Here is a 17,974-nt window from a genome sequence, read left to right on the forward strand (position 1 = left end):
GGCCCCGGCGTGCGACCGGCGGGGTAAGGTCCGGGCAGGCGTGGCCCGTGCATCGGCGACCGGGCCGGCGAACTCCCTCCATCTCTTTCGGGGCATCCGATGTCCAGATCCGTTGTTGCGTGCGTCCTGACCCTGATCCTGGCCCTGGCCTGCCCATCGTCCGCGCTCGCCCGGCGCAGCCTGTCGTTCGCGCCGCATGCGGTACCGGAGCAGGGCACGGTGGCGATCGCCGTGGCCGAAGGCCTGCCGGACGAGAGCAGCTTCGCCGTGGTCGATGCGCGCAGCGGCGGGGCGCTGCGCCGCGCGGCGGAACTCGAAGGCTTCCGCGGCAAGTCCGACAGCCTGCTCGACCTGCGCGGCTTCGCCGGTTACGAGCGGCTGCTCGTGGTGGGCACCGGCAAGGGGCCGCTGGCGCCGACCGCGATGCAGGACATCGGCGGACGCGTGGCGCGTGCCACGGCGCGCAGCCGGACCGCGCGCGTCGACCTGGTCTGGGACGGCGACGAGGCCGAGGCCGGCGCGCACCTGGCCTTCGGCGCCGCGCTCGGCCAGTACCGGTTCGACAAGTACCGCTCGAAGCAGGAGGACGACGGCGAGGACGGAGCCGGCGCCGGGGTGCTCGCGATCCGTACCCGCGAAGGCGAGGCCGCCGCCGCGGCCTGGACCGCGCAATGGAAGCCGGTGGCCGACGCCGTGGCCTTCGCCCGCGACCTGTCCACCGAGCCGGCCAACGCCCTGTGGCCGGAGGAATTCGTCTCGCGCGTGCGCGCCGCCTCCGCGGGGTTGCCGCTGCGCATCGAGGTGCTGGACGAGGCGGCGATGCGCCGGCTGGGCATGGGCGCGATGCTGGCCGTGGGCCAGGGCAGCGTGCGCCCGCCGCGGCTGCTGGTGGTGCGATACGACGGCGGGGCCCGCGGCGAGGCGCCGCTGGCCTTCGTCGGCAAGGGCATCACCTTCGACAGCGGCGGCATCTCGATCAAGTCCAACAACAACATGTGGCAGATGAAGGGCGACATGGCCGGCGCCGCCACGGTGGTGTCCACGGTCATCGCCCTGGCCGGGCGCAAGGCGCCGGTGAACGCGGTGGCGGTGGCGGCGCTGGCCGAGAACATGCCCTCGGGCAGCGCGTCGCGCCCGGGCGACGTGGTGCGCACGGCGTCGGGCAAGACCTTCGAGATCATGAGCACCGACGCGGAAGGCCGCATGGTGCTGACCGACGCGCTGTGGTACGTGCAGCGGCAGGACCGCCCGAAGCTCGTGGTCGACGTGGCCACGCTCACCGGGTCGATCATGGCCGCCCTCGGCGGCGACTACGCCGGACTGTTCTCGCGCGACGACGCGCTGGCCGCCCAGCTGCTGGCGGCCGGCGAGGCCAGCGGCGAGGAGCTGTGGCGGATGCCGCTGCGCGACGACTACGGCAGCCGGCTGAAGTCGCCGATCGCCGACATCCGCAACGGCGGCGGCTCGCCCGGTGCGGGCATGGGCGCGTACTTCATCGGCGAGTGGGTCGAGCGCGGACTGCCGTGGGCGCACCTGGACATCGCCGGCTCGGACTGGGCCTCCAGCGCGAAGCCGACCGTGCCCGAGGGCGCCACGGGCTTCGGCGTGCGCCTGCTGGACCGCTTCGTCCGCGACCACCACGAGCCGCGCGGCTGAACGTCCCGCCGGTCGTGGCGGCAACGGACCGCTACAATGCCGGCCGGGCGCTCCGCCCGGCCTGGCCGCCGTCCCGCGTTCCATGATCCGCAACATCGCCGCCTACCATTTCGTCGAGGTCGCCGATCCACCGGCGCTGGCCGGGCGCGTGCGCGGCTGGGCGGAGGACGGCGGGTTGCGGGGAACGGTGCTGGTGGCGCCGGAAGGGATCAACCTGTTCCTCGCCGGCGCGGATGCCGCGGTCGGCGGTTTCCTGGAGCGGCTGCGCGCCGATCCGCGTTTCGCCGCGATGGTGGTCAAGGACAGCTGGAGCGGGTCGGTGCCGTTCGCGCGGCTCAAGGTCAAGCTCAAGCGCGAGATCATCAGCTTCCGCCGCCAGGACGCCTCGCCGCTGCGCGGGCGTGCGCCCGCGGTGGCGCCCGCCGACCTGGCGCGCTGGCTGGCGGCAGGCCACGACGACGCGGGCCGGCGCGTGGTGCTGCTGGACACCCGCAACCGCGAGGAAACCTCCTACGGCGCCTTCGCCGGTGCCGTGCGGCTGCCGATCGACAACTTCGCCGACCTGCCGGCCGCGCTCGAACCGCATCGCGAAGCCCTGGCCGGCGCGACGGTGGTGGGCTACTGCACCGGCGGCATCCGCTGCGAGAAGGCCGCGTTGTGGATGCGCGCCAGCGGCATGGACAACGTGCTGCAGCTCGAGGGCGGCATCCTCGGCTACTTCGAGGCGGTCGGCGGGACCGGCTATGAGGGCCGCTGCTTCGTGTTCGACGCACGCGTGGCGCTGGATCCGCAGCTGCGCCCGCTGGTCGACGGCGCACCCGCGCAGGCGGAGGCGGCATGAGCTGGCTCGGCCTGGTCCTGCTGCTGGTCGGCGCGTACCTGGCGTACAAGCTCGTGGGTGCGCTGCTCAAGATGCTGATGTTCGCGCTGGCGCTGGTCGGCGCGTACTGGTTCCTGGCGCCGCAGCTGGGCTGGCCCACGGTCTCCGACCTGTTCTACGTGTTCGGTCCGGACTTCGGCGGCCGCCGCATCGAGGAGCTCGCCGCGCCGGGCGAGCTGGCGAAGATCGCCACCGAACGCGTGGTCGATGGCGTGGTGGAACGCGTGGGCGGCATGCTGCCGGGCGACGCGCCACAGGCCGACCCGCAGCCGCTTCCGGGAGATGTCGACGCCGATGCGGTCGAGCCGCTGCCCGGCGACGTGCCCGGCGCCGCGGATCAGCCGACCCGGTAGGGCGCGTCGCGGCGCAGGAACGGCAGCGTCGCCATCCTGCGCAGGAAGCCGGTGGTGCGCAGCACCTTCGCGGTCTTCTCGTCGGCGGGGAAGAACGATTCGATCGCCAGCTCCGACAGGGTCACTTCCACCGGCGTACCGAACACGGTCGTCGTGCTGAGGAAGGACAGTTCGCCGACCTCCGAGCGCATGCGCATCGGCACCACCACCGCCCCGGGCTCCGGGAGATCGTCGTGGTCGGGCGCGGGATAGCCGGCGAGTTCGGCGTGCAGTGCCGCGAGCCTGGCGTCGCCGGTCGCCTCGATCTGCTGGCGCAGGCGATGCAGCAGGTGCGCGCGCCACTGGCCGAGGTTGGCGATGCGCGGTGCCACGCCGTCCGGGTGCAGGCTCAGCCGCAGCAGGTTCACCGGTGGCGCCAGCAGTTCCGGTGCCACGCCCTTGAGGAACGGGGCCAGGGCCCGGTTGGCGGCCTGCAGGTTCCAGTAGCGGTCGACGGCGAGCGCCGGGTAGGGCTCGTGCCCGCGCAGCACCAGCGCGATCGCCTTGCGTGCTTCCTCCAGGGACGGGTCGTCGATCCGGCGTTCGCTGTACACCGGGGCGTAGCCGGCGGCGACGAACAGCGCATTGCGTTCGCGCAACGGCACCTCGAGCCGGTCCGAGAGGCGCAGCAGCATCGCCCGGCTGGGCAACGAGCGCCCGGTCTCGATGAAGCTCAGGTGCCGCGTCGAGGTGTCGGCCAGCATGGCCAGGTCGAGCTGGGACAGGTGGCGGCGCTGGCGCCAGTCGCGCAGCTGCTCGCCGACGGGACGGGGGCTGGTGGCGGTCATGCGGCGCACCTTAGCAGTGCCGGCTTGCCGCCTGCATTACCTGGCAGGTTATCGCGCCGATGACCATGGATGGCGACGATGGCCCCGTCCCATCCACAGGAGCAAGGCCATGAACGTCCGTACCCTCTTCGCCCATCCCCGCTTCCTGCCGCGCCTGCTGCGCGTGGACGCCATCGCCAGCGGCGCGACCGCGGTGCTGCTGCTCGCCGGGGCCGACGCGCTCGCGCCCTGGCTGGCGCTGCCGGCCGCGCTGCTGCGTGGCGCGGGCCTGGTGCTGGTCCCGTTCGTGCTGTGGGTCTTCGCCATGTCGCGCCGGCCCACGCCTCCGCGCGGCGCCACCGCGGCGGTGGTCGCGATCAACCTGGCCTGGGTCGCCGCCAGCGCGTGGGTCGCCTTCGGTGGCGCCTGGCAGCCGAGCGCGTGGGGCCTCGCCTTCGTCGGCGCGCAGGCGCTGGTGGTGCTGGCGTTCGCCGACCTGGGCTGGTTCGGCCTGCGCGCCGCGCGCCGCGCCGCGGCGGCCTGAGGCGGTGCGCTATTCGCCGAACTCGCGCGAGGGCAGGGCGATGCGGCGGTTCGGCCGGCCGACGAGATCGAGGAAGTTGTTGAAGACCGCGTCGGCCCGGGCCTGCATCCCGGCGATGTGCTCGCGGGTGTGGGCGCGGATCGCCGCCTCGTCGTGCAGGCCCTCCATGCGTTCGAGTTCGGCGCGGTAACCGGGCGTGGCGAGCCAGCGTTCGATCAGCGGTTCGTCCATCTCCAGGTGGAACTGGAAGCCATAGGCCTTCTCGCCCCAGCGGAAGGCCTGCTGCTCGCAGGTCTCGGTCCGGGCCAGGTGCACGGCGCTGCGCGGGATCTCGAAGTGCTGGCCGTGCCACTGGAACACCGGCACGTCGTCGCCCAGCGGCGCCAGCACCGGGTCGGTGCGCCCGGCCTCGGTGGCGCGAACGCGGTACCAGCCGATCTCCGGCACGCGGTGTCGCCGGACCGGCGCGCCGAGCGCGTGCGCCAGCAGCTGGGCGCCCAGGCAGATGCCGAGCACCGGCTTGCCCTGGCCGAGCATGCGCTCGATCGCGCGCAGCTCGGTGCGCAGGTGCGGGCGGGCCTTCTGGTCCTCGACGTTCATCGGACCGCCCAGCACCACGAGGCCGCGATAGCGGTCGACGTCCGGCTCGGCGTCGGGCGTGCGCTCGAAGTTGACGAAGCGGATCCGGTGGCCACGCCGCCGGATCAGCGGGTCGAGCGTGCCCAGCGGCTCGGCGGCCACGTGCTGGAAGACGAGGATGCGGGACATGCGCCGATTCTAGAAAGGATCGGTACCGGCCGTGCGCGATGGTTGCCGCTGACACCGCCCCGTCACGGGCGATCGACCGGGACAGGGCCGCGTCCGTGAAGGACCGGGGCGCCGTCAGCCGGGTCGCCGCGGCTTCGGCTGGCGGCTCCCGGGCGGCTTGCCGGGCCGGCCGGCGCGGCCGCGCACGGGCGCGGCGTCGACGCGGCGGATGCGCAGCTGCTGGCCGGAGACCCAGACCTTCTTCAGGTGTTCGAGCACCTCGCGCGGCATCCCCTCGGGCAGGTCCACGAAGCTGTGGTCCTCGCGGATGTCGATGCGGCCGATGTAGCGGCTTTCCAGGTCGGCCTCGTTGGCGATCGCGCCGACGATATTGGCCGGCTGCACGCCGTGCACGTGGCCGACCTCGATCCGGAACGTCTCCATCGCGAACCCGGCCGCGGCGTCCGCGCGCGGCTTGCGCACCGGGCGCGGCGACGGGGCCTGCGCGTCCTCCGCGAACAGCGCTTCGGCGTCGTTGCGCGCCGGCTTCGTGCGCGGTGGGGCGGGACGCGCGTCCCCGTCGTGGTCCTCGCGCGCGCGCCGCTCCATGCGCTCGCGCGGGCCGAGGCCTTCGTCGCGGTCGCGGCGCGGCGGCGGCGCGTCGAGCAGCAGCGGCTTGTCGCCCTGGACCACCCGCGCCAGCGCGGCCGCGATCTCGGCCGCGGGCACGTTCTGCTCGCGCTCGTAGCGTTCGACCAGGTCGCGGTACAGGGCGAGGTCGGGGCTGCCCAGTGCCTCGGTGATCCTGTCCATGAACCGGGCGACGCGGCGCTCGTTCACCGTCTCCACGCTCGGCAGCTGCATCGGCTCGATCGGCTGCCGGGTCGCGCGTTCGATCGCGCGCAGCATGCCGCGCTCGCGCGGGGCGGCGAACAGGATCGCCTCGCCGCTGCGCCCGGCGCGGCCGGTGCGGCCGATCCGGTGCACGTAGCTCTCGGTGTCGTAGGGGATGTCGTAGTTCAGCACGTGGCTGATGCGTTCCACGTCCAGCCCGCGCGCGGCCACGTCGGTTGCGACGAGGATGTCGACGCGGCCGTCCTTGAGCTGCTGGATGGTCTTCTCGCGCTGCTTCTGGTCGAGGTCGCCGTTGATCGCGGCGGCGGCGAAGCCGCGCGCGCGCAGGCGTTCGGCCAGTTCCTCGGTGCCCAGCTTGGTGCGCGCGAACACGATCATCGCGTCGAAGGGCTCGGCCTCGAGGATCCGGGTGAGCGCGTCGAGCTTGTTGGTACCGCTGACCATCCACACCCGCTGGCGGATGTTGGCCGCGGTGGTGGTCTGCGACCGGATCGCGACTTCCACCGGATCCTTGAGGTAGGTCTGGGCGATGCGCTTGATCTGCGCCGGCATGGTCGCCGAGAACAGCGCGACCTGGCGCGTGTCGGGGGTCTTCTTCAGCACCGCCTCGACGTCGTCGATGAAGCCCATGCGCAGCATCTCGTCGGCCTCGTCGAGCACCAGGGTGCGCAGCCGCGAGAGGTCGAGCGAACCGCGTTCGAGGTGGTCGATGACCCGCCCGGGCGTGCCCACCACCACCTGCACCCCGCGCTTGAGCGCGGCCAGCTGCGGGCCGTAGCCCTGGCCGCCGTAGATCGGCAGCACGTGGAAGCCGGGGAGGTGGGCAGCGTACTTCTGGAACGCCTCGGCCACCTGGATGGCGAGTTCGCGGGTCGGCGCCAGCACCAGCACCTGCGGACCGCGCGCCTCCGGGTCCAGCCGCGCCAGGGCCGGCAGCGCGAATGCCGCGGTCTTGCCGGTGCCGGTCTGGGCCTGGCCCAGCACGTCGCGGCCCGCCATCAGCGGCGGAATGGTGGCGGCCTGGATCGGGGAGGGGGACTCGTAGCCCACGTCCGCGAGCGCGCGCTGCAGCGGCCCCGGCAGGGAGAAGTCGGAGAAGGACACGGAAGGCGACGGGGCACTCATGGGCAGGATCGCGCCGATGGCGCCACGCTGGAAAGGCCGTCCATTCTACGCCCCGGGGGTCGCGTCCTCGCTGAACGCCGGGGCCGCCGACTCCGCCCGCAGCACCATGTTGCGCCCGCGGCGCTTGGCTTGCAGCATCACCGCATCGGCGCGCGCGACCAGCTGCTCCAGGGTCTCGCCCGGGCGATGGCGCGCCACTCCGCAACTCACGCTGCTCGAGAACGGCCCGGGCAGGGCGGCTACCGCGTGGCGGACACGCTCGGCGAACGCGAACGCGGCGTCCCCGTCGGCGCCCGGCAGCAGGACGACGAACTCCTCGCCGCCGACCCGGGCCACCAGTTCGCCAGCGCTGCAGTGCGACTGCAGGGTGGCCGCGGTCGCCCGCAGCAGCTGGTCGCCCACGGCGTGGCCGAAGGTGTCGTTGGTGCGCTTGAAGTGGTCGAGGTCGAGGTACGCGACGGCCACCGGCCGGCGCGCGCCACGGGCCTGGTCGAACGCGCGGGCTGCGCGCGCCTCCCAGCCTTCGCGGTTGAACAGGCCGGTCAGGGAGTCGACGTGGATCCTCCCCAGCAGGCGCTTGCGCAGGCGGAACACGTCCAGGGCCGTGTCCAGCCAGACCCGCCGGTGGCCCAGCCCGATCCCCACGCCCACCAGCAGGAACCCGGCGTAGGCGGCGAACAGCGTGGCGTCCGCGCGCAGCACGGCCAGCATCGCGAACAAGGGCAGCGAGAACACGACCACCACCGCCGCCGCCGTCAGGCGATGCAGGGCGAAAGGCAGGATGATGATGGTGGTCAGGACCGCGGCCACGTGGGTCAGGCTCATGCGCTCGGGCTCGGCCAGGGTGGTCATCGCGATCCCGGCGCTGAACACGCAGGCATAGGCCACCAGTGCGGCTTCACGCCAGAAGGCGCGAAAGCGCGCGCGCATCACCACCGCCATGGCCACCAGGAGCGAGAACAGCAGCAGGCGCCGGGGCAGGCTGTCCATGGCCAGCGCGGGCGACACCGCGTAGTCGCGCGTCCAGCCGATGAGGAACAGCAGCGGCAGGCCGAAGGTGAGCGCCGTGCGGCTGGCGGCGGTGTTGCGGTAGGCATACGCGAAGAAGCTGCGTCGCTCGGTGGCCGACAGTCCGGCCAACTGTCCGTCCAGCGCGTGCTTCCAGTCCCCGGCGATGGTGCCTCCTCCCCCCCGTCGGCCATGCGGCGATGAGAGCCACCGACGGCGGCTGGAAGCAAGCGCGGACGCGGTGCTATGGTTGGGTGGCTGTCCGACGCGGGCGCAACGCCCGGCAGGGTACGCTGGCGGCATGGACCTGCCCCGGCTGCGCTTCGACAACGCCCTGCCCCGCGACCTGCCCGGCGACCCGGAGGCCGGCCCGCGGATCCGCCAGGTGGCGGGAGCCGCGTGGTCGCGGGTCGCGCCCACGCCGGTACCCGCCCCCGTGCTCCTGGCCCATTCGCGCGAAGTGGCGGACGAGCTCGGCTTCGCGCCCGGGCAGGTCGCGGGCGCCGCCTTCGCCTCGGTCTTCGCCGGCAACGCGCTGATGCCGGGGATGGACCCGTTCGCGACCAACTACGGCGGGCACCAGTTCGGCCACTGGGCAGGCCAGCTGGGCGACGGGCGGGCGATCACGCTGGGCGAATGCGTCACGGCCACCGGCGGGCGCCGAGAGCTCCAGCTCAAGGGCGCGGGCCCGACGCCGTATTCGCGCACCGCCGATGGTCGTGCGGTGCTGCGCTCCTCGGTACGCGAGTTCCTGTGCAGCGAGGCCATGCACCACCTGGGGGTGCCGACCACGCGCGCGCTGTCGCTGGTGGCCACCGGGGAGGCCGTGGTGCGCGACATGTTCTACGACGGCCACCCGGAGGCCGAGCCCGGCGCGATCGTGTGCCGGGTGGCGCCTTCGTTCCTGCGCTTCGGCCACTTCGAACTGCCGTACTCGCGCGGCGACTTCGAACTGCTGCGGCGCCTGGCCGATTTCTGCATCCGGCGCGATTTCCCGCACCTGCTCGGCAAGCGCGCCGGCGAGCCGCTGGACGCATTGCGCGAGGCGGGTGCGTTCGACGAGGCGCTCTACGCCGCCTGGTTCGCCGAGGTGTGCGAGCGCACCGCGCGCATGGTCGCGCACTGGATGCGGGTGGGCTTCGTGCACGGGGTGCTCAACACCGACAACATGTCGATCCTCGGCCTGACCATCGACTACGGTCCCTACGGCTGGATCGAGCCCTTCGACCAGGACTGGACGCCCAACACCACCGACGCGCAGGGCCGTCGCTACCGTTTCGGCTGGCAGCCGCGGGTGGCGCACTGGAACCTGGCCCGGCTGGCGCAGGCGCTGTCGCCGCTGTTCGGCGACGCCGCGCCGCTGCAGGCCGGCCTCGACCGCTATGCCGAGGCCTTCGTGGAGGCCGACCGCGCAGCCACCGCGGCGAAGCTCGGGCTGGCTGCGTGCAGCGACGCGGACGCGGAACTCATGCGCGCGCTGTGCGGGCTGCTGCAGGCGGCGCAGGTGGACATGACCCTGTTCTTCCGCGCCCTCGTCGACCTCGACCTGGGCGCGCCCGCGCTGGACGCCTTCGACGGCGCCTTCTACGACCCGGCGCTGCGCGACGCGCACGCGGAGGCTTTCGGCGCATGGCTCCGGGATTACGCCGCGCGGGCCCGGCAGGAGGACCCGGCCGCGCGCCGGCGGCGGATGCTGGCCGCCAATCCCCGCTACGTGCTGCGCAACTGGCTGGCGCAGCAGGCGATCGACCGCGCCGCTGCCGGCGATCCTTCCGGCATCACCGGGCTGCTCGACGTGCTGCGGCGGCCGTACGGGGACCAGCCCGGGCGCGAGGCCTACGCCGTGCGGCGGCCCGACTGGGCGCGCGACCGCCCGGGGTGCTCAATGCTGTCCTGCAGTTCCTGAGCCCGGCCGCGGTGCTCGCCTCGGCGCCCGCGCCGGGGGACAATGGGGGTCGTCACCAGCCGCCGCCAGAGGAGCGCCGCCATGTCCCCCATCCGGGTTCCCGTCGAGGAGTTCACCACGCCCGATCCGGTTACCGCCGGCCCGGACATGTCGATCGACGAGCTGCGCAGGCTGATGGACGCGCACGGCATCCGCCACCTGCCGGTGGTGCGCGACGGTGCCGTGGTCGGCGTGGTCAGCGACCGCGACGTGCGCCTGGCGATGGGGCTGGACGACGACCGCAGGCAGCTGCTCACCGCCGCCGACATCATGGCCGGCGAGCCGGTCAGCGTCGGCGCGCACCGGCCCCTGGAGGAAGTCGCCTTCCTGATGTCCGAGCGCAAGGTCGGCAGCGTGATCGTCAACGATGCCGACGGCGGCCTGGTGGGCATCTTCACCGCGACCGACGCGCTGAATGCGCTGATCGAGATCATCCGCGGCGGCGGCAGGCCGGGCGCCTGAGCCCCCGGTCCGCCGCCGGCGGACGTCAGCGGTCGAGGAACGCGCCGCAGCCGTGGTAGAGCTGCGCGCCGACCTGGAGCTCGATCGCCGCGGGATAGGTGAAGTCGCTCATGCCGTCGCTGCAGTCGCCGTGGGTGACGCGCAGGGTGACGGCGCTGCCGTCGTCGGCGGTGCCCGACCAGCCTTCGCCGTCGGCGAGCGGCGAGGCGCCGGCGACCAGCAGCTGGCGTTCGCCCATGTCCAGCTCGAGGCGCATCGCCGGTACGTCGCCGCCGTCCACTTCCAGCGCCCAGAACGGCTCGGTACCGGTGCCGCGGAAGGCCACGCCGCGTGCGCGCGCCTCGTCCCAGGGGGACACTTCCTCGGTGGTGACGCACGCGTGGTTCGCGCCATCGAGCGTGAGCGTGGCCTCGTCGCCCTTGTTCCAGAACTCGTTGCCGGCCTCGTCGGCGTAGCGCGCGCCGGATGCCGAGACCGCCTGCGGCAGCACCGTGCGGTCGCCGTTGATCCAGAGGGTGACGTTGCCCGCGGCGTTGTCGAACACGGTGCCGACCAGGAGATCGCCGCAGCGGAAGTTGGCCGCCACGGTGTCCGGCGCTGGCGATGGCGCATCCGCCGGGCGCTCCGGTCCGGCGGGCGCGGGTGCCTGGCGGCAGGCGCCAAGCAGGAGCACGGCGAGGCAGGCGAGGGGAATGCGCATGGCGGACCTCCGTGGCACGGGGACGCCCACTGTCCCGCTTCGCCGGGACGGGCGCAAGGCGCCCCGGGAGGCCGCACCGGACCAGGGGCCGCCCTGTGCCCGGCGGGAATGGCCCGCGCGCTCAGTCCGGCGCGCGGTCGACCCGCATCACCGGATACAGGTCGAGCTGCTCGTCCCAGGACGGGTGGCGTCGGTAGAAGAACTCCAGGCGGGCCGAGGGATCGCCGGCGAAGTCCGGGTCTTCGCGCAGCCGCCGCCCGAACGCCTCCCGGAGTTCCGGATCGACCTCCAGCATCTGCCGGGCCACGTCCTCGGCCACGTAGGCCTCCATGTACTCCTTGCGCTCGAAGGCGTTGTTGAACAGGCCCCACTGCAGCAGCGAATCGGGCGCCTGCGGCTCGAGCAGGGCCATCACCAGCCGCGCCTTGGGCTGGGCGATCGGGACGAACAGGGCGCCGGGCCGCAGCGGACGGATCTCGGGCAGCCAGGCCCCCTCCACCGACAGGCGCTGGTGGCTCTCGACGGGGGTCGCGGCGAAGCGCTTGGCGGTGGCGCGGAACACCTGGACCTCGACCTCGCGCGCCGGTCGCATGCCGCAGTCGGATGGCGCCTCGCAGCCCAGCCGCCGGAAGTCGATTCCATGCGCATCCAGGCGCTCGGCGACCATCGCCGCATGCGCAGGCGGAACCAGGTAGCCGGCGCGCGGCGCCTCCACCACGGTCTTCGGCACCACCACGTCGCGCAGCGGCACCTTCCAGACCTGCGGCGTGGTCTCGTCGTAGCGGGTCATCAGCGCGCCCGACACCTCGGACGGCGTACGGGTATAGGCGTAGCCGCGGAACTCGACGATGCGGCTCTCGTCCGTCGCCGTGTAGTCCAGGGCCACGGGCTGGCCGGAGAGGTCGCGCGCGTCGGCCGCCCGCGCCAGCGCCATCCATTCGCGGCCGTTGCGCGCGACCTGGCCGAGGATCGACACGATGGTGTTGCGGGTGATGCGCACCCGCACCGGGTATTCCTTCCACGAGTGCGTTTCCACCAGCATCGCCAGGCGGTTGCGCAGCAGGAAATAGCCGGTGGAAAAGCGCGGTGGCGACACGCCGTCCTCGAAGCCCGAGGCCGGGTCCTCGTAGTCCTCGAACGAGGGGTAGTAGGGCAGGGGCAGCGAACCCTGCGCCTCGAGGTCGGCGACGGTGCGGTCGCGCAGCGAGCGGCCCGCCGCGCGCAGTCCCTCGTCGCCGCCGTACAGCGGTTCGACCTGGATCGAGATGTCGTGCTCGAACTGGGCGCCGTCGGTGGCGTGCAGGTCGATCGTGGCGATCGGGTCCCATTCCCCGACCAGGCGCAGCATGGCGCGCATCTCGGGCGAATCGGCCTTGGCGTAGTCGCGGTTGAGGTTGAAGTTCTGCGCCGTGGTGCGCCAGCCCATCTGTTCGGGCCCGCGCTGGTTGGGCCGGTTCCAGGGCCCGAAGCGCTCGTGGCCATCGATGTTGAACACCGGCACGAACAGCCAGACCAGGTGCTCGAGCGCGCCAGGCGCGGCCCGGCCGTGGAGCACCTCGCGCAGGGCGAGGAAGCCCGCGTCCTTGCCGTCGACCTCGCCGGCGTGGATGCCGCCCTGCATCAGCACCACCGGGATGCCGCGCTCGCGCGCCGCTTCCGGGGTCAGCGCGCCGCTGCGCGAGACCACCAGCACCTTCATCGGCCGGCCCTCGGGCGTGGTGCCGAAGTCCAGGCAGCGCACCGCGTCGGGATGGCGTCGCTGGAACGCGGCGCACAGGGCCACGGTCTCGTCGTAGCGCCCGGTGCGCTCGAAGCCGCTGCGTTCGGCCAGGGTGTGCAGCGGCCCGGGCGTGGATGCGGCGAGCGGCGCGGACAGGAACAGGACGGCGGCGGCGAGGAACGGCTTCATGCGGGATCCGGCGGCTGGCGAAGCGGCGATGATGCCAGCGGGACGGCTCGCGGCCCAAGTGTCAAGGGCCTGCCCCACGGGCGCTACGGCGCCAGATCGGATAGCCTGCCCGCCTTCGACATCCGGATCCGACGCCCATGACCCAAGGCGCCCAAGCCCAAGATGCAGCCGGCCGCATGCCCGGCCAGATCAAGTACATCATCGGCAACGAGGCCTGCGAGCGGTTCAGCTTCTACGGGATGCGCAACATCCTGGTGCCGTTCCTGATCAGCTCGGTGCTGCTGCAGTACCTGCCCGAGGGCAGCGAACGCGAGGCGATGGCCAAGGAGGTCTTCCACAGCTTCGTCATCGGCGTGTACTTCTTCCCGCTCCTGGGCGGCTGGCTGTCGGACCGGTTCTTCGGCAAGTACAACACCGTCCTGTGGTTCTCGCTGATCTACTGCGCGGGGCATGCGTGCCTGGCGATGTTCGAGGGCAACCGCACCGGGTTCTTCACCGGCCTGTTCCTGATCGCGCTGGGCTCGGGCGGCATCAAGCCCCTGGTGGTGAGCTTCTGCGGCGACCAGTTCGACCAGACGAACAAGGACAAGGCCAAGGTCGTCTTCGACGCGTTCTACTGGATCATCAACTTCGGCTCGTTCTTCGCCTCGCTGTTCGCGCCGCTGCTGCTGCGCCACTTCGGGCCCGCGGTGGCGTTCGGCGTGCCGGGCGTGCTGATGTTCATCGCCACGGTCATCTTCTGGGCCGGGCGCCGGCAGTACGTGAACGTGCCGCCCTCGGGTGCTGACCCGGATTCGTTCATGGCGGTGGTGCGCACCGCGCTGGGCCCCCGCGGTCGCGGCGACGGCAAGGGCGGGACCGCGATCGCGTGGACCGGCATCGCGGTCGCGGCGCTGATGCTGGCGTTGTGGGCGCTGCAGGCGCTGGGCGTCGCCGTGCCGTGGCCGGAGGCGTTCGGCTTCGTGATCACCGCCTGCCTGGCGCTGGGCGTGCTGATCGCCGCGGTCGGCGTGGGGGCCTCGCTGCAACTCGAGCGCGCCCGCGGCCTGCACCCGGACGCCGCCGTGGACGGCGTGCGCGCGGTGCTGCGGATCCTGATCGTGTTCGCGCTGGTGACCCCGTTCTGGTCGCTGTTCGACCAGAAGGCCTCGACCTGGATCATCCAGGGCAACGCGATGGTGATCCCGCACGACCAGTGGTGGTGGCCGAGCTGGCTGGTGAAGGACGCGGCGCAGATGCAGGCGCTCAACCCGCTGCTGGTGATGCTGCTGATCCCGTTCAACAACCTGGTGCTGTACCCCGCGCTGCGCGCGATGGGCTTCCAGGTGACGGCGCTGCGGCGGATGGGGTGGGGCATCGCCTTCTCGGGCGTGGCCTGGATCGTGGCCGGCGTGCTGCAACTGTGGATCGACGGCGGTGCGGAGGTGTCGCTCACCTGGCAGGCGCTGCCGTACCTGCTGCTCACCTTCGGCGAGGTGCTGGTCTCGGCCACCGCGCTCGAGTTCGCCTACAGCCAGGCGCCGCACGCGATGAAGGGCGTGATCATGGCGTTCTGGTACCTCACCAGCACCTTCGGCAGCCTGTGGGTGCTGTTGACCAACGCCGGGGTGCGCAACGATGGCTTCCGGGCGCTGATCGCGCAGTCGGGGATGAGCGAGCCGGCGTTCCTGATGTTCTTCTTCGCCGCGTTCGCCTTCGTCGCCGCGGCCGCGTTCGCGTTGTACGCGCGGCGCTACCCGATGCAGGACAACTACCGCGTCGCCGCCTGACGGAGCCGCCCATGCGACAGCCCATCGTCACCTACCTGCTGGTCGCGGCCACCGTGTTCGTGTCGTGGCGCGCGTTCGGCGACCGCAAGCTGCTGGAGCGGCTGATCCTGTGGCCGCCGGCGATCAGCCGCCATGGCCAGTACGACCGGCTGCTCACCCACGGCTTCATCCACGCCGACCTGCAGCACCTGCTGTTCAACATGATCACGCTGTTCTTCTTCGGGCGCGCGATCGAGCCGGTGTTCGTCGGTCGCATCGGCCAGCTCGGGTTCGCGCTGTTCTACCTGTCGGCGATCGTGGTGGCGATCATGCCGACCTATTTCCGCCACCAGCGCGACGCCGGCTACCGCAGCCTCGGGGCCTCCGGGGCGGTCTCGGCGGTGCTCTTCAGCTTCATCCTGTTCGCGCCGTGGAGCCTGATCTTCGTGCTGTTCCTGCCGGTGCCGGCGATCGTGTACGCGGCGCTGTACGTGGGCTACTCGATCTGGATGGACCGGCGCGGCACGGACAACGTCAACCACAGCGCGCACCTGTGGGGCGCTGCCTACGGCGTGCTGTTCACGGTGATGATGGAGCCGCGCGTGGCCAGCACCTTCCTGGCCAGGCTGCTCAGTCCTTCGTTCTGACGCCGCGTCGCGGCGCGCGCGTCGGCACGGGCGCGCGCGATGGCGCGCCCGGGTTCGTCGCTCAGTGGGCGGTGGTGCGGACGATGCGGCCGTGGCCGTGCGCATCGTCGTCGTTGACCTGGTAGGTCTGTTCCAGGCCGCCGTAGACCAGCGAGTCGAGCTGGCTGAACTCGAGGCTGTCGACGTCGCCGGCGCGCACGAGTTCGAACAGGCGGGCGATGGCCTGGTGCTGGGCCTCTGGATCGATCATGGTCCCCCTCCGGGATGCTGTCTCGGTCAGGAGCTACGAAGCAGGATCCATGCCAGATCGAAACGTGATTCCCATCAAGGAATTTCGGACGTGGTGCGTCACCCCGGGACCGGAAACGGCCTGCCGTTGACGGCCACTCCGGTCGGGTTGGCCCACAATGGCCAGCAGGCGACATGCCCTGGAGCAGCCATGGAACCGATCCGGATCGACCACCTGGAAGGCCACCACTTCGAAGCCGCGCTGCCCGAAGGGCGGGCGGTGCTGGAGTACCGGATGTCCGGCGGACGCATGGTGATCCTGCACACCGACGTGCCCGAGGCGCTGCGCGGGGGCGGCCTCGGCGGCCGCCTGGTGCAGGCCGCACTCGACCACGCGCGTGCCCACGGGTTGCGGGTGGAGCCGCGCTGTCCCTATGCCGCCGCCTGGATCGGGCGCCATCCGGAGTACGCGTCGCTGGTGGTCGAGGGCCCGGGCTGACCCGGCGACGGGCAACCCGTCCAGGTCCCGAAGGGTCGCGGAGAACCTTCGATACACCGACGTATGGACGCCGGCCAGGAATCCGTAGGCGGGCCGTTCACACTTGGGACGGAAAGTGCGCTATGGTGCACGCACTGTTCAAGGCCGGGATCACGGTACATCGTGACTCCGATGCGGTAGATCAAGTGGCAAGGCCGTCCCCCTTGGCGGCTGCTCCAAGCGATCCGCTCCATCGTTCGCGTTACCCCTTGCTGGACACAGTCCAGGCTTCCCGCAGGGAACCTGGTATCCACCCAACTGTTTCGTATCAAGGAGTAGCAACATGTCCGAACGTCAGACCGGCACCGTCAAGTGGTTCAACGACGCCAAGGGCTTCGGCTTCATCACCCCGGAAAGCGGCCAGGACCTCTTCGTCCACTTCCGCTCGATCCAGGGCACCGGCTTCAAGACCCTGCAGGAAGGCCAGAAGGTCTCCTTCAAGGTCGTGCAGGGCCAGAAGGGCCTGCAGGCCGATGAAGTGCAGGCGCTCTGAGCGACCGACCGCTTCACGCCAAGTTCGAAGCAAAGCCCCGGGTGCGAACCCGGGGCTTTTTTCTTGCCTGCGCCGCGCGCAGCGCCCGGGGATCGACGGGGCCAATGCCAGGGGCGGGGTTCATCCGGGGTCCCCCGGGTCGCGCCGCCCAGCCCGCATCGACCCGGATGCGCCTGCGTCGCGACGTCCGCCGGGCAGCGCGCGGCCGGCCGGTGCATGGGGCGCCGTCGCCACGTCCCATCGCGTCGGGGAGGGACTGTCACACACGTGGGGAGGTGGACGTCCTGGAGCCCGGATCCAGGTCCACGCCCGCGGGAAACCGACGGCGCGGGACCCCGCCGGGCGTCTTGACCTGACGTGCACCCGGGCGTTGTTACAAAAACGTTAGATGCGCGTATGCTTGCGCGCCTTCCAACCAGCTCGACACGGGGAAACGCGGGAACATGGATCGGCTTGAACGTGCGGTTGCTGTGCTGCTGCTGTTGGCCCTGGCCGGATGCCGGGACCAGGCGCCGTCGCCGTCGCCGACCGGTTCCGCACCGCCCCCGGCGGTGCAGGCGCCCGATGCCCCGGCGCCGCGCGAGCCGGTGGTGCTCGAGGACCTGGTCGAAACCAACCCGCGCTACATCATCGGCATCAGCTATCCGCCCGAGGTCAACCGCTATCCGGGGCTGGCGGCCGAACTCAAGGCCTATTCCGATGCCGCGCGCCAGGACCTGATGGACGCGGTGGCGGCGCTCGGCGACGATGCCGACGGCATGCTTTACGACCTCGCCCTCGAGTACACGGTCGTCGCCGACACGCCGGAGATCTTCGCCGTCGCCGCGGACGGCAGCAGCTTCACCGGCGGCGCCCATGGCGCGCCGCTGATCGCGCGCTTCGTGTGGCTGCCGCGCCACGACCGCCTGCTCACCGCCGACGCCCTGGTGCCGGACCCGGCGGGATGGGAAGAGATCGCCCGCCATGCGCGCGAGCAGCTGCACGCCGCGCTGTCGCAGCGGGTCGACGCCGACGAGCTGGAACCGGCCGAGCGCGCCCGGGTGGTGCGGGCGGCGGGGCGGATGATCGAAGAGGGCACCGCGGCCGAGGCGGACAGCTTCTCCGAGTTCGAGCCGGTGCTTGGCCCCGACGGCCGCATCGTGGCGCTGCGCTTCGTGTTCCCGCCGTACCAGGTGGGCCCGTATTCGGACGGCGTGCAGGCGGCCGAGGTGCCGGCGCGGGTGCTGCTGCCGCACGTGGCGGCCGAGTACCGCGCGCTGTTCGCGGAGCCCGACGCGGCACAGTAGACTGGCCAGCGCAGGTGCCGGCGCAACCCTGGCCGGCACGGGGA

At 72.1% G+C, this 17,974-nt stretch carries 18 protein-coding genes; 11 read left to right on the plus strand and 7 right to left on the minus strand.

Annotation, left to right across the window (positions count from 1 at the left end):
- The first annotated feature begins 99 nt into the window (after positions 1–99).
- The 3 genes from LUTJ29_RS0109550 to LUTJ29_RS0109560 all read left to right on the plus strand — a co-directional run bounded on the left by LUTJ29_RS0109550 (position 100) and on the right by LUTJ29_RS0109560 (position 2,889).
- The gene (locus LUTJ29_RS0109550; protein WP_027072319.1) at positions 100–1,656 is read left to right on the plus strand and encodes a leucyl aminopeptidase; all 1,557 of its coding nucleotides are present in this window, start codon (positions 100–102) and stop codon (positions 1,654–1,656) included.
- Positions 1,657–1,738: 82 nt separating this feature from the next.
- Complete coding sequence (locus LUTJ29_RS0109555; protein ID WP_027072320.1) at positions 1,739–2,497, plus strand: sulfurtransferase; 759 nt, start codon at positions 1,739–1,741, stop codon at positions 2,495–2,497.
- On the plus strand, positions 2,494–2,889 hold the full coding sequence (locus LUTJ29_RS0109560) for a hypothetical protein (protein ID WP_027072321.1): 396 nt from the start codon (positions 2,494–2,496) through the stop codon (positions 2,887–2,889). The genes LUTJ29_RS0109555 and LUTJ29_RS0109560 overlap by 4 nt, the downstream gene beginning before the upstream one ends.
- On the opposite strand, the gene LUTJ29_RS0109565 is transcribed toward LUTJ29_RS0109560, so the two are convergent.
- On the minus strand, positions 2,874–3,716 hold the full coding sequence (locus LUTJ29_RS0109565; protein WP_027072322.1) for a helix-turn-helix transcriptional regulator: 843 nt from the start codon (positions 3,714–3,716) through the stop codon (positions 2,874–2,876). The genes LUTJ29_RS0109560 and LUTJ29_RS0109565 overlap by 16 nt on opposite strands.
- 109 nt (positions 3,717–3,825) lie before the next feature.
- On the opposite strand from LUTJ29_RS0109565, the gene LUTJ29_RS0109570 reads away from it, so the two are divergent.
- Positions 3,826–4,239, plus strand: a complete 414-nt coding sequence (locus LUTJ29_RS0109570; protein WP_027072323.1) for a hypothetical protein — start codon at positions 3,826–3,828, stop codon at positions 4,237–4,239.
- Positions 4,240–4,248: 9 nt separating this feature from the next.
- Here LUTJ29_RS0109570 and LUTJ29_RS16990 read toward each other — a convergent pair whose 3' ends face one another.
- The 3 genes from LUTJ29_RS16990 to LUTJ29_RS18085 form a co-directional block, all read right to left on the minus strand.
- Positions 4,249–5,007, minus strand: a complete 759-nt coding sequence (locus LUTJ29_RS16990) for a gamma-glutamyl-gamma-aminobutyrate hydrolase family protein (protein ID WP_051322891.1) — start codon at positions 5,005–5,007, stop codon at positions 4,249–4,251.
- A 114-nt stretch (positions 5,008–5,121) separates the two neighbouring features.
- Positions 5,122–6,966 (minus strand): DEAD/DEAH box helicase, encoded by a 1,845-nt coding sequence (locus LUTJ29_RS0109580; RefSeq protein ID WP_027072324.1) that lies wholly within the window; start codon positions 6,964–6,966, stop codon positions 5,122–5,124.
- A gap of 45 nt (positions 6,967–7,011) precedes the next feature.
- The gene (locus tag LUTJ29_RS18085; RefSeq protein ID WP_051322892.1) at positions 7,012–8,106 is read right to left on the minus strand and encodes a diguanylate cyclase; all 1,095 of its coding nucleotides are present in this window, start codon (positions 8,104–8,106) and stop codon (positions 7,012–7,014) included.
- Positions 8,107–8,275: 169 nt separating this feature from the next.
- Here LUTJ29_RS18085 and LUTJ29_RS0109590 point away from each other — a divergent pair, with 169 nt between their 5' ends.
- Together LUTJ29_RS0109590 and LUTJ29_RS0109595 are read left to right on the plus strand one after the other, a co-directional pair.
- Positions 8,276–9,880 carry a YdiU family protein gene (locus tag LUTJ29_RS0109590; RefSeq protein WP_084524818.1) on the plus strand — a complete coding sequence of 535 codons (1,605 nt, stop codon included), beginning with the start codon at positions 8,276–8,278 and terminating at the stop codon, positions 9,878–9,880.
- 81 nt (positions 9,881–9,961) lie between these two features.
- Positions 9,962–10,381 (plus strand): CBS domain-containing protein, encoded by a 420-nt coding sequence (locus LUTJ29_RS0109595; protein ID WP_027072326.1) that lies wholly within the window; start codon positions 9,962–9,964, stop codon positions 10,379–10,381.
- Positions 10,382–10,406: 25 nt separating this feature from the next.
- On the opposite strand, the gene LUTJ29_RS17000 is transcribed toward LUTJ29_RS0109595, so the two are convergent.
- The gene (locus LUTJ29_RS17000) at positions 10,407–11,081 is read right to left on the minus strand and encodes an MliC family protein (RefSeq protein WP_084524819.1); all 675 of its coding nucleotides are present in this window, start codon (positions 11,079–11,081) and stop codon (positions 10,407–10,409) included.
- Positions 11,082–11,202: 121 nt separating this feature from the next.
- Positions 11,203–12,990 (minus strand): M14 family metallopeptidase, encoded by a 1,788-nt coding sequence (locus LUTJ29_RS0109605; protein WP_027072327.1) that lies wholly within the window; start codon positions 12,988–12,990, stop codon positions 11,203–11,205.
- Positions 12,991–13,166: 176 nt separating this feature from the next.
- Between LUTJ29_RS0109605 and LUTJ29_RS0109610 the strand changes: the two genes are divergently transcribed.
- Together LUTJ29_RS0109610 and LUTJ29_RS0109615 are read left to right on the plus strand one after the other, a co-directional pair.
- Positions 13,167–14,759, plus strand: coding sequence for an MFS transporter (locus tag LUTJ29_RS0109610; protein ID WP_144774589.1), 1,593 nt, complete (start codon positions 13,167–13,169; stop codon positions 14,757–14,759).
- A 23-nt stretch (positions 14,760–14,782) separates the two neighbouring features.
- The gene (locus LUTJ29_RS0109615) at positions 14,783–15,385 is read left to right on the plus strand and encodes a rhomboid family intramembrane serine protease (RefSeq protein WP_027072329.1); all 603 of its coding nucleotides are present in this window, start codon (positions 14,783–14,785) and stop codon (positions 15,383–15,385) included.
- Between the two features lie 61 nt (positions 15,386–15,446).
- Here LUTJ29_RS0109615 and LUTJ29_RS0109620 read toward each other — a convergent pair whose 3' ends face one another.
- Complete coding sequence (locus tag LUTJ29_RS0109620; RefSeq protein WP_027072330.1) at positions 15,447–15,635, minus strand: hypothetical protein; 189 nt, start codon at positions 15,633–15,635, stop codon at positions 15,447–15,449.
- 189 nt (positions 15,636–15,824) lie between these two features.
- Between LUTJ29_RS0109620 and LUTJ29_RS0109625 the strand changes: the two genes are divergently transcribed.
- From LUTJ29_RS0109625 to LUTJ29_RS0109635, 3 genes are all read left to right on the plus strand, one after another.
- Positions 15,825–16,112, plus strand: coding sequence for a GNAT family N-acetyltransferase (locus LUTJ29_RS0109625; protein ID WP_027072331.1), 288 nt, complete (start codon positions 15,825–15,827; stop codon positions 16,110–16,112).
- A 322-nt stretch (positions 16,113–16,434) separates the two neighbouring features.
- Positions 16,435–16,644, plus strand: coding sequence for a cold-shock protein (locus LUTJ29_RS0109630; protein WP_027072332.1), 210 nt, complete (start codon positions 16,435–16,437; stop codon positions 16,642–16,644).
- 443 nt (positions 16,645–17,087) lie between these two features.
- Positions 17,088–17,930 carry a DUF3298 and DUF4163 domain-containing protein gene (locus LUTJ29_RS0109635; RefSeq protein WP_027072333.1) on the plus strand — a complete coding sequence of 281 codons (843 nt, stop codon included), beginning with the start codon at positions 17,088–17,090 and terminating at the stop codon, positions 17,928–17,930.
- Positions 17,931–17,974 lie beyond the last annotated feature (44 nt).

It is taken from the genome of Luteimonas sp. J29 (assembly GCF_000472505.1).
Classification (GTDB): Bacteria; Pseudomonadota; Gammaproteobacteria; order Xanthomonadales; family Xanthomonadaceae; genus Luteimonas.

Coding starts and splice junctions, on each gene's coding strand:
- LUTJ29_RS0109590 (WP_084524818.1), top strand. CDS start 8,276: ATGGACCTGCCCCGGCTGCGCTTCGACAACGCCCTGCCCCGCGACCTG.
- LUTJ29_RS17000 (WP_084524819.1), bottom strand. CDS start 11,081: ATGCGCATTCCCCTCGCCTGCCTCGCCGTGCTCCTGCTTGGCGCCTGC.
- LUTJ29_RS0109570 (WP_027072323.1), top strand. CDS start 3,826: ATGAACGTCCGTACCCTCTTCGCCCATCCCCGCTTCCTGCCGCGCCTG.
- LUTJ29_RS0109580 (WP_027072324.1), bottom strand. CDS start 6,966: ATGAGTGCCCCGTCGCCTTCCGTGTCCTTCTCCGACTTCTCCCTGCCG.
- LUTJ29_RS0109610 (WP_144774589.1), top strand. CDS start 13,167: ATGCCCGGCCAGATCAAGTACATCATCGGCAACGAGGCCTGCGAGCGG.
- LUTJ29_RS0109620 (WP_027072330.1), bottom strand. CDS start 15,635: ATGATCGATCCAGAGGCCCAGCACCAGGCCATCGCCCGCCTGTTCGAA.
- LUTJ29_RS0109560 (WP_027072321.1), top strand. CDS start 2,494: ATGAGCTGGCTCGGCCTGGTCCTGCTGCTGGTCGGCGCGTACCTGGCG.
- LUTJ29_RS0109550 (WP_027072319.1), top strand. CDS start 100: ATGTCCAGATCCGTTGTTGCGTGCGTCCTGACCCTGATCCTGGCCCTG.
- LUTJ29_RS0109595 (WP_027072326.1), top strand. CDS start 9,962: ATGTCCCCCATCCGGGTTCCCGTCGAGGAGTTCACCACGCCCGATCCG.
- LUTJ29_RS0109635 (WP_027072333.1), top strand. CDS start 17,088: ATGGATCGGCTTGAACGTGCGGTTGCTGTGCTGCTGCTGTTGGCCCTG.
- LUTJ29_RS16990 (WP_051322891.1), bottom strand. CDS start 5,007: ATGTCCCGCATCCTCGTCTTCCAGCACGTGGCCGCCGAGCCGCTGGGC.
- LUTJ29_RS0109555 (WP_027072320.1), top strand. CDS start 1,739: ATGATCCGCAACATCGCCGCCTACCATTTCGTCGAGGTCGCCGATCCA.
- LUTJ29_RS0109605 (WP_027072327.1), bottom strand. CDS start 12,990: ATGAAGCCGTTCCTCGCCGCCGCCGTCCTGTTCCTGTCCGCGCCGCTC.
- LUTJ29_RS0109630 (WP_027072332.1), top strand. CDS start 16,435: ATGTCCGAACGTCAGACCGGCACCGTCAAGTGGTTCAACGACGCCAAG.
- LUTJ29_RS0109625 (WP_027072331.1), top strand. CDS start 15,825: ATGGAACCGATCCGGATCGACCACCTGGAAGGCCACCACTTCGAAGCC.
- LUTJ29_RS0109565 (WP_027072322.1), bottom strand. CDS start 3,716: ATGACCGCCACCAGCCCCCGTCCCGTCGGCGAGCAGCTGCGCGACTGG.